Genomic DNA, 14861 nt, shown 5'->3' on the forward strand with positions numbered 1-14861 from the left:
ACTTTATCATGATAAAATGTAATGCATGTATAACGAAATGTAATAGCTCTGATAACCACAGCTTATAAGGTTTCATTAAAACATTCAATAACTACAGGTCTACCCAAAAAAAGCAGAAAAATATATAATATTTAAGGTTGAAAATATGAGAGCAGAATGTACACGGGAGGATATGTATGAGTACAAAAGAAGCAAAACAGATGGATCAGGCATTATTTGATTTTTATGGGAAACCTTCTATCGGACAGGCACTGCCGCTTGCAATCCAGCATGTGCTTGCGATGATCGTCGGATGTGTAACACCATCGATCATTGTTGCGGGTGTGGCAGGACTTTCGCAGGAAGATTCCGTTATTTTAATACAGGCTGCACTGGTGATGTCGGCACTGACTACATTATTGCAGTTATTTCCTTTTATAAAGACAAAAAGTTTCCGCATCGGATCGGCACTTCCGGTGATGATGGGAATCAGTTTCGCATATGTTCCGAGTATGCAGGCAATCGCAGCAGATTTTGACATTGCAACGATTCTGGGAGCACAGATCGTTGGTGGTGTGATCGCATTGTTAGTCGGACTGAATATTAAGAGAATCCGTAAATTTTTCCCGCCGCTGATTACCGGAACGGTTGTATTTTCTATTGGACTGTCTCTGTATCCGACGGCAATCAACTATATGGCAGGCGGTGCAAGCAGTAAATCATACGGTGCATGGCAGAACTGGCTGGTAGCACTGATTACCCTTGTGATCGTTACGGTATTGAACCATTATGGAAAAGGTGTGTGGAAACTGGCATCGATTCTGATCGGAATCATTGGAGGATATATTGTGGCATTATTCTTTGGAATGATAGATTTTTCATCGGTTGCACAGGCATCATTCTTCCAACTTCCAAAGCCAATGCATTTTGGTATCAAATTCGAGCCTTCTGCATGTGTGGCAATTGGAATCCTGTTCGCAATCAATGCGGTACAGGCAATCGGAGACTTCTCTGCAACGACAACAGGTTCTATGGACCGTATGCCGACAGACGAAGAACTGACAGGTGGAATCGTGGGCTATGGTATCAGTAATATTATCTGTGCATTCTTCGGTGGACTTCCGACGGCAACATACAGCCAGAATGTAGGTATTGTATCTACAACGAAGGTAGTCAGCCGTGTGGTAATGGGAATGGCCGCCGTGATCTTACTGGCAGCAGGACTGATTCCGAAGTTTTCTTCTTTACTGACAACGATTCCTTACTGTGTACTCGGCGGTGCGACAATCTCGGTATTTGCATCGATCACAATGACAGGTATCAAACTGATCACAACGGAGCCGATGGATTTCCGCAATACAACAGTAGTAGGACTTGCGGTTGCAGTCGGAATGGGTGTGACACAAGCAAATGCGTCTCTGGCACAGTTCCCGGAATGGGTAACGACGATCTTTGGAAAATCACCGGTGGTACTAGCAACGATCGTAGCAATTGTGTTAAACTTAACACTTCCGAGAACACAAAAGAAAGCTGAGAAATAATTCATATATGATAAAAAGTTATACGAATGGTGAATGGAAAGAGCCTGGCAGTTTATGCCAGGCTGTTGGAATTTATAAAGAAGATTTTCATAAAATAGTATCGGTCGTAGGGGGCGGCGGAAAGACAACGGTGATCCGTGCAATGCTCCGGGAATGTATGGAAAATTCGGATGGAAGGATTCCATGCGCGGTCTCAACAACGACGCATATACAAAAAACAAATGCGGAATATTTTCTGGGAGAGCCATCGATGAAAATGTTCTGGAAGAAGCTGTCGGATTACGAAGCTGTGTGGATGGGGCGTGAGATACGGAAAGGAAAGCTTGCATCATTTCAGAAGGAGTTTCTGGAAGAAGTAAGCCGGGAACCTGTACTTTTGCTTCTGGAAGCGGACGGGGCAAAGCATTTTCCAGTGAAAGCTCCTGCAGAACATGAGCCGGTGATCTGTGAGAAAACGGGCATAGTTCTGAATGTCTATGGGATGCGTGCGATTGGAAAAAAGATAAAGGATGTATGTTTTCGTATCGGAGAAGTGGAGAAAATTCTTGGAAAGACAGGGGAAGATATTTTGCGTCCAGAAGATATCATGACACTTGCGGTAAGTCGGAGTGCAGGACGCAAATGTGTGACGGATGAGATGGAATATCAGGTTATACTGAATCAGGCTGATACAGAGGAAGAAAAACAGATGGCAATGCAGCTTGCGGAAGATATTGAAAAGAAGCTGTCAGAGAAGTATATATCAGAGAAGAATACAAAAGATACAGAGTTTTCAAGACAGATCAGCAAAGTCCACGTAACATCGGACCTGATTCCGCTGGAAGAAAGATGGTAGATATGTCAGAAATTTATAAAAATAAGAAAAAGGCATTGGTCCGGGGATCCGGAGACCTGGCTACCGGCGTGGGTGTAGCGCTTTATCGGGCGGGCTTTCAGGTGATCATGACGGATATTGCAGTGCCGCTTACCGTAAGAAGGGAAGTGGCGATGTCCAGAGCCGTTTATGAAGGCAGGGCAAAAGTGGAAGGGATAGAAGGAATCCTTGTCCGGAATTATCAGGAAGCGTTGGCTGTACTGGAAGAAAATAAGATTGCCGTGATCGTAGATCCGAAAGCCGAGATCCGCAAGGAATTTCACCCGGATCTACTTGTGGATGCCATCCTTGCAAAGAAAAATATGGGGACCAGACGGACGGATGCACCGTATGTGATCGGTCTCGGTCCGGGATTTACTGCGGGAAAAGATGTTCATGCTGTGATAGAAACGATGCGTGGTGAGACGCTTGCGGATATCATCTATGACGGACAGCCGATTCCGAATACCGGCGTTCCTGGATATGTGGGCGGTTATGCGCTGGAGCGCCTGATCCGTGCGTCTGGCAATGGCCGAATGGAGCCAAAGGCACAGATCGGAGATATTGTAAAGAAGGGACAGCTTCTTGCCGTAACAGGAGGAAAACCTGTATATTCCCAGCTGGACGGTGTGATCCGAGGCATGCTGCAGGAAGGTGTGCAGGTGAAAAAAGGTCTGAAGATCGGAGATGTAGATCCAAGAAAAGACAGGAAATTGTGTTACCTGATTTCGGATAAGGCGAATAAGATCGGCAGTTCTGTAGTGCGGGCGACAGAAGCACGTCTGGCGGATAAGGATTATGCAATGATCCTTCTGGCAGCAGGAAAGTCAAGCAGATATGGCAGTAATAAGCTGTTAGAAGAACTGGACGGGGGAAGAATGTTCGAACATACCCTTCGTAAGATGCGGGCATTTCCGTTATGTACACAGGTAGCGGTGACGAGATTCGAAGAGATAGAACGTGCAGCAGAAGCACAGGGTATGTTGGTAGTGGAGAACTGGGAACCGGATCTTGGAATCTCACATTCCCTGAGATTAGGACTACAGAAAGCACTGGAAGAAAATCCGGAATTAAAAGGTGCAATGTTCATTGTATGTGACCAGCCGGGATTGACAGCTGCAACATTTGCCCGTATGCTTGATATAGGTAAGAAATATCCTGGAAAAATCGTATGTGCCGGGCGAAAGGGCAAAATGGGAAATCCTGTATTGTGGGATCGATGCTTTTTTGATGAACTTAGCAGGCTTTCCGGGGACAAAGGCGGGAAACAGATCATCGGAGCACATATGGATGATGTGCTGCTCTGCGAAACAGAAGAAACAGAACTTCGGGATGTAGATATACCGGAACAACTGACAAAATGGGAGAGAGATTATGGAGAATCAGGAAAATCAGGAGAAGAAACATAAACGGAGAGTCCGGTATTCCGGAACACATCCGAGAAATTATAAAGAAAAATACAAAGAGCTGAATCCGGAAAAGTATGCAGATACCATTTCCAAAGTCATCAAGAAAGGCGGAACACCGGCGGGGATGCATATTTCTATCTGTGTGAATGAGATTCTGGACTTTTTTGACATTCAGCCGGGACAGCAGGGATTGGATGCAACATTGGGATACGGCGGTCATACGTCGAAGATGCTGGAAAAACTGCAGGGAGAAGGGCATATCTATGGTCTGGATGTAGACCCGATCGAATCGGCGAAGACAAAGAAACGACTGGAAGAAAAGGGATTCGGGCCGAATATCCTGACGGTAAAGCTTGAGAATTTCGCAAATATCGATAAAGTGGCAGAAGAGGCCGGAAAGTTTGATTTCGTACTGGCAGATCTGGGTGTGTCATCTATGCAGATTGACAATCCGGACCGTGGTTTTACATTCAAGGCAGAGGGACCTTTAGATCTGCGTATGAATCCGGAAAAGGGAATCAGCGCAGCAGAAAGACTGCGGGATATTTCCAAAGAAGAGCTTACCGGCATGTTGATTGAAAATTCGGATGAGCCATATGCAGAAGAAATCGCAGAAGCAATCACAGAGAAGATCCGCAAAGGCGGCAAGATCGAGACAACAACGGGACTTCATCAGGTGATCGAAGAGACACTTGCATTTATCCCGGAAAAAGAAAGAAAAGAAGCAGTACGGAAATCCAGCCAGCGAGTATTCCAGGCACTTCGTATTGATGTGAATAATGAGTTTGAAGTATTGTATGATTTCCTGGATAAGCTGCCGGGTGTATTAAAGCCGGGCGGAAAAGTTGCAATCCTCACATTCCATTCCGGAGAGGACCGTCTTGTAAAGAAATCATTCAAGCAATGGAAAAAGGAGGGACTGTACAGTGAGATCGCAAAAGACGTCATCCGACCGTCCAAAGAAGAATGCTTCCGCAACAGCCGTGCGAAATGCACGAAAATGCGCTGGGCAATCCGGGCAGAAGAGTAAGATACAAAATAAGAAACAGAAAGACGGAAAGCAGACAAAGAATGAATCTGCATGTAAGATTGATAAAAAATGTGGCGGTTGCCAGTTCCAGAAGATGCCGTATAAAGAACAGCTGAAAAGAAAGCAGAAGCAGGAAGAACAGCTGTTAGGCGGATTCTGCAAAGTCAGCCCGATCATTGGCATGGAACATCCATATTTTTACAGAAATAAAGTACATGCGGTATTTGACCGTGACAAGAAGGGCAATGTCATATCCGGCATTTATGCAGAAGGAACGCACCGTGTGATCGCAGTGGAAGAGTGTCTGATCGAAGATAAGAAGAGTCAGGAGATCATCCGCACGATCCGTGAACTTCTGCCGTCTTTTAAGATTAAGACATACAACGAAGATACCGGATATGGGCTTTTAAGACATGTGCTGGTCCGCAGAGGATTTGAAACTGGTGAGATCATGGTGGTGCTGGTACTGGGCTCACCGATCCTGCCATCAAAGAATAACTTTGTGAAGGCTTTGAGAAAAGTGCATCCGGAGATCACAACCGTAGTACTGAATGTGAATAACAAGCAGACCAGTATGGTACTGGGAGAAAAGGAAAAGCCGATCTACGGACCGGGATTTATCAAAGACAAGTTATGCGGATGTACATTCCGCATTTCTCCAAAATCGTTCTATCAGGTAAATCCGGTGCAGACAGAAGTTCTCTATAATACAGCCATGGACTATGCGGAACTGACCGGAAAAGAGACAGTGATCGATGCATACTGCGGAACCGGTACAATTGGTCTGATCGCGGCTAAGAATGCGAAGAAAGTGATCGGAGTAGAACTGAACAAAGATGCGGTAAAAGACGCAAGAATCAATGCAAAAGAAAATGGCATCACAAATGCCGAGATCTATGCAGGTGATGCGGGAAGATTCATGGTAGATATGGCTTCGAAGAACCAAAAAGCAGACGTCGTATTCATGGATCCGCCGAGAGCCGGAAGTGATGAGAAATTCCTTTCTTCTGTGATAAAGCTTGGCCCAAAGAGAGTGGTCTATGTGTCCTGCAATCCGGAGACACTGGCGAGAGATTTAAAATATCTGACCAGACATGGATACCAGGCTGTGAAGATCCAGCCGGTGGATAATTTTCCGTTTTGTGATCATATTGAGACGGTTGTGAAGCTTGTGAGAAAAAAATAGAAAATATGCAGATCGGGCAAAGAAGATTTTGATAATAGACATTTCCTTCAGATTGTTGGTTTAAAAATACAGTGAAAAGAGCTATATTTAAGATAAACGAGAGAATCGGTACTTACAAAGGAGGAAAAGCTTATGATTATATGTATCGGAAGAGAATTTGGAAGCGGTGGCCACGAAATCGGAAGAAAAGTTGCAGAAAAGCTTGGACTGGAATTATATGACAGAGATTTAATAGACAGGGCAGCAGAGAAGATCATAGCGATGCCAAAAGATGTGCTGGAAAAAGCAGATGAGAAAAAGCGTAATCCGTGGCTGCATGAGGTATGGTATGATGTGCCGAACCAGGAACTGAATGGAATGACGGCGAATGATGCTTTGCATCTGGCATATAATTCGATCATACGAGAACTTGCAGAAAAAGGAGATTGTGTATTTGTCGGACGCTGTGCGGACTATATATTGGAACAAGCAAAGATTGATCATATTAGTCTGTTTATTGCAGCCCCGTTTGAATGGCGTGTGAAGAGAAAGATGGAACAGTTGTCTATAGATGAAAAGTCTGCAACAGCCATGGTAAGAAAAAAGGACAAAGACAGAAAAGCTTATTACGACTATTATACCGGCAGAAACTGGGGAAGGCCATATGAGTACGATCTGTGTATTAACAGTTCCAGGCTTGGAATTGAAGCAACTGCAGAGAAGCTTGTAGAAATGATCCGGGAATTGGAAAAATAAAACTTATAAGAGCCGGGAAAGATTACTAGATTGGTTCAGGAATAGAAAATGATGAAAAGAATAGAAGGTCTGGATAGCGTATCAACTATCCAGGCCTTCTGCGCGTATGATCATAATATCATTTAACCGTAGAATGTATTTTCTTTTATATCCATATCTTTGAGATCGGAAATATTGCTTTTTCGCTGATATTGTTCAACGAAACCGGCGTTGATAATACCGGTAGGAATAGCAACGACACCAACCCCCAGATAAGCGATGCAGATTGCCATTATACGTCCCAGAGTTGTGATTGGGTAAATGTCACCATAGCCTACGGTAAGAAGTGTAGACATGCTACACGCAGCATCCGAAAGATAACAAATCCGGAAAGGAAGAAAGCGGGAATGATCGTCAGAAGATCCACGATTCCGTCAAGCCTTTATTTACAGTTCTTTCCGTGCAGATAGAAGAATAATCCGCCGATGATAAATCCGCCACCGATAATGTTACCGATTGTAACAGGAAGAAGATTGACGGTGAAGAAGTTTCCCCAGTTTAAAGCAGCAATCTGACTGCCGGTGATACCATATAATTCTTTCGCTTTTGCAACATAATCCGGATTCATAGAAGCAAAGATTCCGGCCGGAATATAATACATATTTGCAACGCAGTGTTCGAAGCCGGATACAACGAATGCCATGATCGGGAAAAAGATAGCAAGTGATTTTCCTGCTATATCTTTCGCGGTAGAAGCCATCAATACTGCAGCGCATACCAGAATGTTACATAAGATTCCGGAAATCAGAGCAGGAAGGAAAGATAAGCTGACCTTTCCAAGAGCAACTTTGATCGTAAATGCCCCAAGAGCGCCGCTGGTATAATTATATTGTCCGGACAGATATACCAGATATGCCAGAGCAACAGCACCAACCATATTACCGATATAAACGATAACCAGTGTCCGTATGAGTGCAGCTACACTAATTTTTTTCTTAATACAGGCCATTGTCATCATACAGTCACCGGTGAACAATTCGCCTCCGATAAAGACGATCATCATCAGACCGACCGGGAAGACGCAGCCGGCAACCAGACGTGCAAGACCGACATTTGCAATATCATGCATGGCAACATTACTGGACTGTGCGCCAAGCGCGATGCAGACACCAGCCATGATTCCCATGAAAAAAACTTTCTTTTTAGAAGTTGTAGCTTTTTTTACAGCGCCATTCATGTTGGCCTGTACAACTTCCTGTGGAGTGTTAAACATTGAATCCATAATAACCCTTTCCTTTAGTACTTTTTCTTTGTGTGATTACTTTGATAAAAATATCACATAAAATATAGCATGGATAACAAATCTTGGGCAACCCGTAATCGCAATGTTTATGCTCTTTTTTTCGTACAGTACCAAGAAATATGCTATAATCGATGGGAAACAGATCATAATGAAAAAAATTATGCAATAATGTAAAAACTCAATTATCAAATTAAGAAAAGGGGAATTATAATGGCTCAGAATAGTTGCGAAAGCTGCACTTATTATACATACGACGAAGATTACGAAAGTTATATGTGCGATATCAATATGGATGAAGATGAATATATGCGTCTTATTTCAGACCAGCATTATCAGTGCCCTTATTATCGGAATGGGGATGAGTATATGGTGGTGAGGAAGCAGATGTAGTTTCTAATTAATTCACTAAGCTAGCTACCCGGACCGGAATAAAAGTTGGAAAAGCATTCCTGTCCAACTTTTATTCCATGTGTATCTAACGCGGTAGTGAATTAATAGAATCCCCGTAACTATTGTGAGACCGGAAGTGTATCTATTAACCTGAGAATAACAATTTATGCAGACTCTATCTCATAAGTGAATCCCGCATCTGTTATCGTCTGAATAGTATCTTTAATACCCTGACCACCTGCGGTAAGATATCCGGAGGCAAAGATGGAATCTACAACACTTAACAATTCCTTTTCATGTCCTTTGAAATACACTTCACGTCCTGCCGCACAGCGGATGTCTGACTGCGGAACCAGAAGTCTTGCGAGACAGAGCACCTTTATGCCATATTCATAAGTCAGTCCCGAGATATCCTGATCGCCAAGAGGAGTACCCGGAATCGGCAGCAGGAAGTTGATCGGGAGAGCTTCCGGATTAATTTCTTTCAGTTCCAAAAGCATATCTACAACGTCTTCTTTGCTTTCGCCCATACCGATGATTCCACCGCTGCAGATCTCGAAACCGAGTCTCTGAAGCATATGTATATTTTCCACACGCTGGTCAAAAGTGTGTGTGGTGCAGATGTGACTGTAATAATTACGGCTGCTGTTCAGATTATGATTGATACGGTCAAGTCCGGCGTCTTTTAACATTTTTGCCTGTTTTTCGGTTAAGAATCCGATGGAGCAGCAGAGATGGGTTCCGGTTTCTTTCATCTTGCGGATACGTCCGGCAAGCTGTTCGATCTCTGCATCTGTGAATCCCATGCCGCTTAATCCGATACAGTGGCGGGAAAGATGATGTTCATTTACAAAATCATTATCATTGTATAATTTTTCGTCTTCTACCCATTTATAAGTGTCGATGTCTGCATTAGAGCGACAGGATTGCGCACAGTAAGCGCAGTCCTGAGAGCAGTTACCACTGCGGACATTGGTCAGAATATGAATGCTGACGTGGTTTCCTTTATATTTTTTACGGAGGATTCCGGCACGTTCGATGAGAGCATCTAACTGGTCGTCCGGAGTGTTTAAAATCTCGATGGCCTCTTCGCGTGTCAATATAGGATCTTCGTGTGTATGAACTTCTGAAATCATGGTGTTACCTTCCTTTGTGTGTAATATAAATCACTTGTTAACTGATATAGACAAAAGGTTAACATGACGGGAAATAAAAGTCAACTGTATTTGGTGGAAAGGTTAACATCTGCGATGCTATATACAGATAAAAATCAGACTGTGATTAGCGGATATATTTCTAAATAAAAAGCAAAGATTAAAAAAGTATAAAAATACGGATTTTATAAAATATTTCTGTATAATAATAACAGATGTCTGTAAAAAAAAAACAGATGGAAGAAGGAGAAAAAGAATACATGCTTCAGATACAGCATATTTGTAAAGAATATAGGACCGGTAATCTGGTACAGAAGGCGCTGGATGACGTGAGCCTGAACTTAAGAGATAATGAATTCGTGGCAATTCTAGGACCCAGTGGATCGGGAAAGACTACGCTTCTGAATATTATCGGAGGACTGGACCGTTATGACAGCGGCGACCTGATCATCAACGGAATATCTACGAAGAAATATAAGGACAGAGACTGGGATTCATACCGGAATCATACGATCGGATTCGTATTTCAGAGTTATAATCTGATCCCGCATCAGACGGTGTTGTCTAACGTAGAACTTGCACTTACAATTTCTGGAATCGGAAAAGAAGAGAGAAGAAAACGTGCCATCGATGCGCTGAAAAAAGTAGGACTTGGAGAACAACTTCACAAAAGACCAAGCCAGATGTCCGGCGGCCAGATGCAGAGAGTGGCGATAGCAAGGGCACTGGTGAATGATCCGGATATCCTGCTGGCGGATGAACCGACGGGAGCACTGGACAGTGATACCAGTATCCAGGTCATGGATCTTCTGAAAGAAGTAGCCAAAGACCGGCTGGTTGTTATGGTTACACACAATCCGGAACTGGCAGAAGAATATGCGACCAGGATCGTGAATTTGCGGGATGGGGAGATACGTTCAGATACGGACGAATACATTGTGGATGAGCAGACATTAAAAGAACCGGAACATAAGAATATGGGAAAATCTTCCATGTCTTTTCTGACGGCGCTGGCTCTTAGCTTTAATAATCTAAAGACGAAGAAAGCAAGGACATTACTGACATCCTTTGCGGGTTCTATCGGTATCATAGGAATTGCGCTGATTCTGGCACTTTCTAATGGAGTGAACGGCTATATCCAGTCAATCGAGGAAGAGACGTTGTCGGAATATCCACTACAGATCCAAAGTACGGGATTTGACATTACCTCCATGATGGTTGGGAATACCGGAACGGATGATAAGAGCAAAGACTCGTCCGGTAAGAAGAACAAAGATGGTCAGGTAAAAGTCATGGAGATGGTTACAAATATGTTCTCCAAGATGAATACCAATGACCTTAAATCATTGAAAAAACATCTGGAAAAGGATAATGATGCGTTAAAATCCTATACAAATGCCGTGGAGTATGATTATGATGTGGATCCGCAGATATACAGAGAGGATTCGGATGGTGTCAGACAGGTACACCCGGACAAATCATTTTCATCCATTGGAATCGGAGCAGATTCCGGTGCCAACAGTATGATGTCATCCATGATGAGTACAAATGTGTTCTACCGCATGCCAAAGAACACAAGTCTGTACGAGAAGCAGTATGATGTCAAGGCGGGAAGATGGCCGAAAAAATATAATGAATGCGTACTGGTATTAAGTCAGGACGGCGGGATGAGTGATTTCCTTCTATATACACTTGGCCTCAGAGATCAGATGGAACTGGATGATATGATCAAAGCTTTTGCAAGTGAAGAAGAGATCAAGACACCGTCTTCACTGGGAACATACACCTATAAAGATATTCTGAACAAGAAGTTTAAGCTTGTGAATCAGGCAGACTATTATGAATATGACAGCCAGTATAAAGTCTGGAAAGATAAAAGTGATAATGCAGAATATATGAAAAAACTGGTGGCAGACGGAGAGGATATTAAGATTGTCGGAATCGTGCAGCCGGCAGAAGGTTCGAAGGCAACTGCACTGAATATGGGAATCGGTTATCCATATTCGCTTATGACGCATGTCGCAGAAGAAGCAAAAAACAGTGAGATCGTAAAACAACAAAAAGCCAGTCCGGATATCAATGTATTTACCGGAGAGAAATTCGGTGAAGATTCCGGAGATAATGGTCTGGATATGAACTCGTTATTCAACGTAGATGAAGACGCACTTCAGAAAGCATTCGGCATGGGAGATACAGACCTTGCAGGAAGTCTCGGAAATTCACTGGACTTTTCGAAAGCAGTGAATCTGCAGGATGCATTTAAGCTGGATGGCAATACGTTGAATTTATCCGGACTTGTGAATCTGGATCAGGTGGATCTGAATCTGTCGGGGCTTCCGCCGGCAGGTCTGGGAGATATGCTGTCGGGGCTGGATGTCAAGGTGAAACCGGGCGGAATGCAGAAGATGGCTGTTTCATTGATGGAAGGGTATCAGGCATATGCGAAGACGCATCCGGAAGCAGATTATTCGCATCTGGGAGATAACTTCTCGGAATATCTGAAAACAGATGGTGCAAAGCAGATCATGAAAAAGTATTTTTCAAAGATTCTAAAGGAGAGTGGAAAAGTAACCATTACAGAAGAAAAGGTACAGAAGCTTCTGACAGATATCATGCAGGGGTTTGAAAAATACGTAAAGGATCAGGGGATCGGAGATATCAGTGCGGACCAGTACGGAACATATTTCCGCCAGTATTTACAGACGGCAGAAGCAAAGCAGATCATAACAGACTGGGTGAATGACCTGTATAAAGATGTGGATATTGAGATATCGGAAGCGGATCTGCAGGCAATGGCGCAGGAACTTGCGGCTGGATATTTAAGCTATGCACAGGAAAAAGGATATGCAGATGTGACAAAGATGGGTGAGAACTTTGCAGCTTATCTCGGAACGGCAGATGGAAAACAGCGGCTGAGTAACGGTCTTTCAGAGACACTGGACATGAAGAGTCTGGAAAGCCAGCTTTCATCCGGGATGAATGCTTACATGAAGCAGGCAATGAGAGCGTATGCGAAATCTTTTGGAAATGCACTTGAGACACAGATTTCGTCGGCCATGGAGCAGATCGTCGGACAGATGTCTTCCGGTATGGGTAAAGTAATGGAATCTGCCATGACACAGATCGGACAGAATCTCCAGAGTGTCATGACAGATGCGATGAAGATCGATACAGATGCATTTGCAAAGGCATTTCAGTTCAATATGACGGAGGATGATCTGACAGAACTTATGATGTCTATGAGCGGAACGGCGAGTGCAACGTATGACAGCAATCTGCAGAAATTAGGATATGCTGACTTCGCAAAACCAAGCGAGATTGACATTTATCCTAAAGACTTTGAAAGTAAGGAACAGGTAGTGGATTATCTGGATCGTTATAACAAGAAGATGGAGAAAGCCGGCAAGGATGAACAGGTGATTTCCTACACGGATGTAGTGGGAACTCTGATGTCATCGGTGACAGATATCGTCAATACTATCAGTTATGTGCTAATTGCATTTGTGGCGATTTCACTGGTCGTATCTTCAATTATGATCGGAGTCATTACGTATATCAGTGTGCTGGAGCGGAAGAAAGAGATCGGAATCTTAAGGGCGATCGGCGCATCGAAGAGGAATGTATCTCAGGTGTTTAATGCGGAGACCTTCATTATTGGACTGTGTGCGGGACTGATCGGAATCGGACTGACGCTGTTGCTTCTGCTCCCTGGCAATATGATCATTCATGCGGTGGCAGATAATTCCAATGTAAATGCAGTGCTTCCGGTTATTCCGGCACTGGTGCTGATCGCACTGAGTGTGGTACTGACATTGCTTGGTGGACTGATCCCGTCAAAGAAAGCATCGAAGAGCGATCCGGTTACGGCTCTTCGGACGGAATAAATTATTATCAATGAGCTGCATAAAACGGTAAAACGTCTGTTGAAAAAATCATAGAGAAAGATTAAAATATGCTATGGAGAAATCTATAGCATATTTTTTATACCAAAAAGAAGGAGACCTTATGTATAATTTTAATTATTACACACCAACCAAAGTTGTATTTGGAAAAAATACAGAAGACAAATGTGGAGAACTGGTAAAAGAACAGGGATGTAAGAAAGTAATGATCCATTACGGAAGCGGAAGCGTCAAACGTACCGGATTATTGGATAAAGTAAAGGCTTCCCTGGATGAAGCAAAGATTGACTATATAGAACTTGGTGGTGCAGTACCGAACCCAAGACTTTCACTGGTATATGAAGGAATCGAGCTCGCGAAAAAAGAAGGAGTAGATTTCATCCTTGCTGTAGGCGGCGGAAGTGCGATCGATTCTGCAAAAGCAATCGGATATGGAGTTGCCAATGAAGGGGACGTATGGGATTTTTATGACAAAAAGCGCCAGGCAACAGGATGTCTTCCGATTGGTGTTGTACTGACTATTGCAGCGACAGGAAGTGAGATGAGTAATTCTTCTGTTATTACAAAAGAAGACGGCTGGATCAAGAGAGGATACCGCAATGACTATGGAAGACCGCGCTTTGCAATCATGAATCCGGAACTGACCATGACACTGCCGGATTATCAGACAGCATGCGGATGCACAGACATTCTGATGCATACGATGGAACGCTATTTTACAAATGGTGGAAATATGGAGATCACAGACAGTATTGCAGAGGGTCTGATGCGTACGGTAATTGAGAATGCAAGAATTCTGATCAATGATCCGAAGAACTATGATGCACGTGCGGAAGTAATGTGGGCAGGAAGTCTGTCTCATAACGGGCTGACAGGCTGTGGCGCGGTTGTCGGAGGAGATTTCGCTTCCCATGCACTGGAACATGAGATCGGAGGACTGTTTGACGTGGCACACGGTGCAGGCCTTGCGGCAATCTGGGGTTCCTGGGCAAGATATGTATACAAAGACTGCCTTTCTAGGTTCGAAAAATTTGCAATGAACGTCATGCGGGTAGACCCGGAAGGAACCGCAGACGATGTGGCATTACGTGGAATCGAAGCCATAGAAGACTTCTTCCGTGAACTCAAGATGCCAACTTCTATCCATGAACTTGGCATTAATCCTACAGATGAAGAACTGAAACTGATGGCACATAAATGCAGCATCGGATGCAAGGGAAGCAAAGGATCTGCGAAGGTACTTCATGAGGAAGATATGTACAAGATATATAAAGCGGCACTGTAAGAAGGCTTCCGCGATTTCATCTTCATAGCATGTGAAAACGTAACTGAATAAAAGTATAGCAGTGGTTGCTGTGCATATGCACAGTAACCACTGCTATACTTTTATTCAGGCCATT

12 protein-coding genes are annotated in these 14861 nt (G+C 43.6%); 9 read left to right on the top strand and 3 right to left on the bottom strand.

The features are described from left to right. The first annotated feature begins 176 nt into the window (after positions 1-176). From NQ508_RS05440 to NQ508_RS05465, 6 genes are all read left to right on the top strand, one after another. Positions 177-1520, top strand: coding sequence for a uracil-xanthine permease family protein (locus tag NQ508_RS05440; protein ID WP_022415402.1), 1344 nt, complete (start codon positions 177-179; stop codon positions 1518-1520). Between the two features lie 7 nt (positions 1521-1527). After that, complete coding sequence (gene yqeC, locus NQ508_RS05445) at positions 1528-2355, top strand: selenium cofactor biosynthesis protein YqeC (RefSeq protein WP_006426057.1); 828 nt, start codon at positions 1528-1530, stop codon at positions 2353-2355. A gap of 2 nt (positions 2356-2357) precedes the next feature. Continuing rightward, the gene (gene yqeB, locus NQ508_RS05450) at positions 2358-3782 is read left to right on the top strand and encodes a selenium-dependent molybdenum cofactor biosynthesis protein YqeB (protein ID WP_044919272.1); all 1425 of its coding nucleotides are present in this window, start codon (positions 2358-2360) and stop codon (positions 3780-3782) included. Continuing rightward, positions 3748-4812, top strand: coding sequence for a 16S rRNA (cytosine(1402)-N(4))-methyltransferase RsmH (gene rsmH / locus NQ508_RS05455; protein WP_006426055.1), 1065 nt, complete (start codon positions 3748-3750; stop codon positions 4810-4812). Before yqeB ends, rsmH begins: the two co-directional genes overlap by 35 nt. Before the next feature lies 1 nt (position 4813). Beyond that, positions 4814-5998 carry a 23S rRNA (uracil(1939)-C(5))-methyltransferase RlmD gene (gene rlmD / locus NQ508_RS05460; RefSeq protein ID WP_044919269.1) on the top strand — a complete coding sequence of 395 codons (1185 nt, stop codon included), beginning with the start codon at positions 4814-4816 and terminating at the stop codon, positions 5996-5998. A gap of 132 nt (positions 5999-6130) precedes the next feature. Then, on the top strand, positions 6131-6733 hold the full coding sequence (locus NQ508_RS05465) for a cytidylate kinase-like family protein (RefSeq protein WP_006426053.1): 603 nt from the start codon (positions 6131-6133) through the stop codon (positions 6731-6733). A 122-nt stretch (positions 6734-6855) separates the two neighbouring features. On the opposite strand, the gene NQ508_RS05470 is transcribed toward NQ508_RS05465, so the two are convergent. Both NQ508_RS05470 and NQ508_RS05475 read right to left on the bottom strand, forming a co-directional pair. Beyond that, positions 6856-7068 carry a potassium channel family protein gene (locus NQ508_RS05470; protein ID WP_006426052.1) on the bottom strand — a complete coding sequence of 71 codons (213 nt, stop codon included), beginning with the start codon at positions 7066-7068 and terminating at the stop codon, positions 6856-6858. 86 nt (positions 7069-7154) lie between these two features. Further along, the gene (locus tag NQ508_RS05475; protein ID WP_006426051.1) at positions 7155-7994 is read right to left on the bottom strand and encodes a formate/nitrite transporter family protein; all 840 of its coding nucleotides are present in this window, start codon (positions 7992-7994) and stop codon (positions 7155-7157) included. Positions 7995-8225: 231 nt separating this feature from the next. Here NQ508_RS05475 and NQ508_RS05480 point away from each other — a divergent pair, with 231 nt between their 5' ends. Further along, entirely contained in the window at positions 8226-8405 is a 180-nt protein-coding gene (locus NQ508_RS05480; protein ID WP_006426050.1) for a DUF6472 family protein, read from the top strand. Between the two features lie 164 nt (positions 8406-8569). Here NQ508_RS05480 and bioB read toward each other — a convergent pair whose 3' ends face one another. Continuing rightward, positions 8570-9541: a biotin synthase BioB gene (gene bioB / locus NQ508_RS05485; protein WP_006426049.1), complete on the bottom strand. Its 972-nt coding sequence runs from the start codon at positions 9539-9541 to the stop codon at positions 8570-8572. A 278-nt stretch (positions 9542-9819) separates the two neighbouring features. Here bioB and NQ508_RS05490 point away from each other — a divergent pair, with 278 nt between their 5' ends. Further along, on the top strand, positions 9820-13443 hold the full coding sequence (locus NQ508_RS05490) for an ABC transporter ATP-binding protein/permease (protein WP_006426048.1): 3624 nt from the start codon (positions 9820-9822) through the stop codon (positions 13441-13443). A gap of 121 nt (positions 13444-13564) precedes the next feature. Beyond that, positions 13565-14746 (top strand): iron-containing alcohol dehydrogenase, encoded by a 1182-nt coding sequence (locus NQ508_RS05495; protein ID WP_044919257.1) that lies wholly within the window; start codon positions 13565-13567, stop codon positions 14744-14746. Positions 14747-14861: the final 115 nt, after the last annotated feature.

Source organism: Dorea longicatena (assembly GCF_025150085.1).
Lineage (GTDB): Bacteria > Bacillota > Clostridia > Lachnospirales > Lachnospiraceae > Dorea_A > Dorea_A longicatena.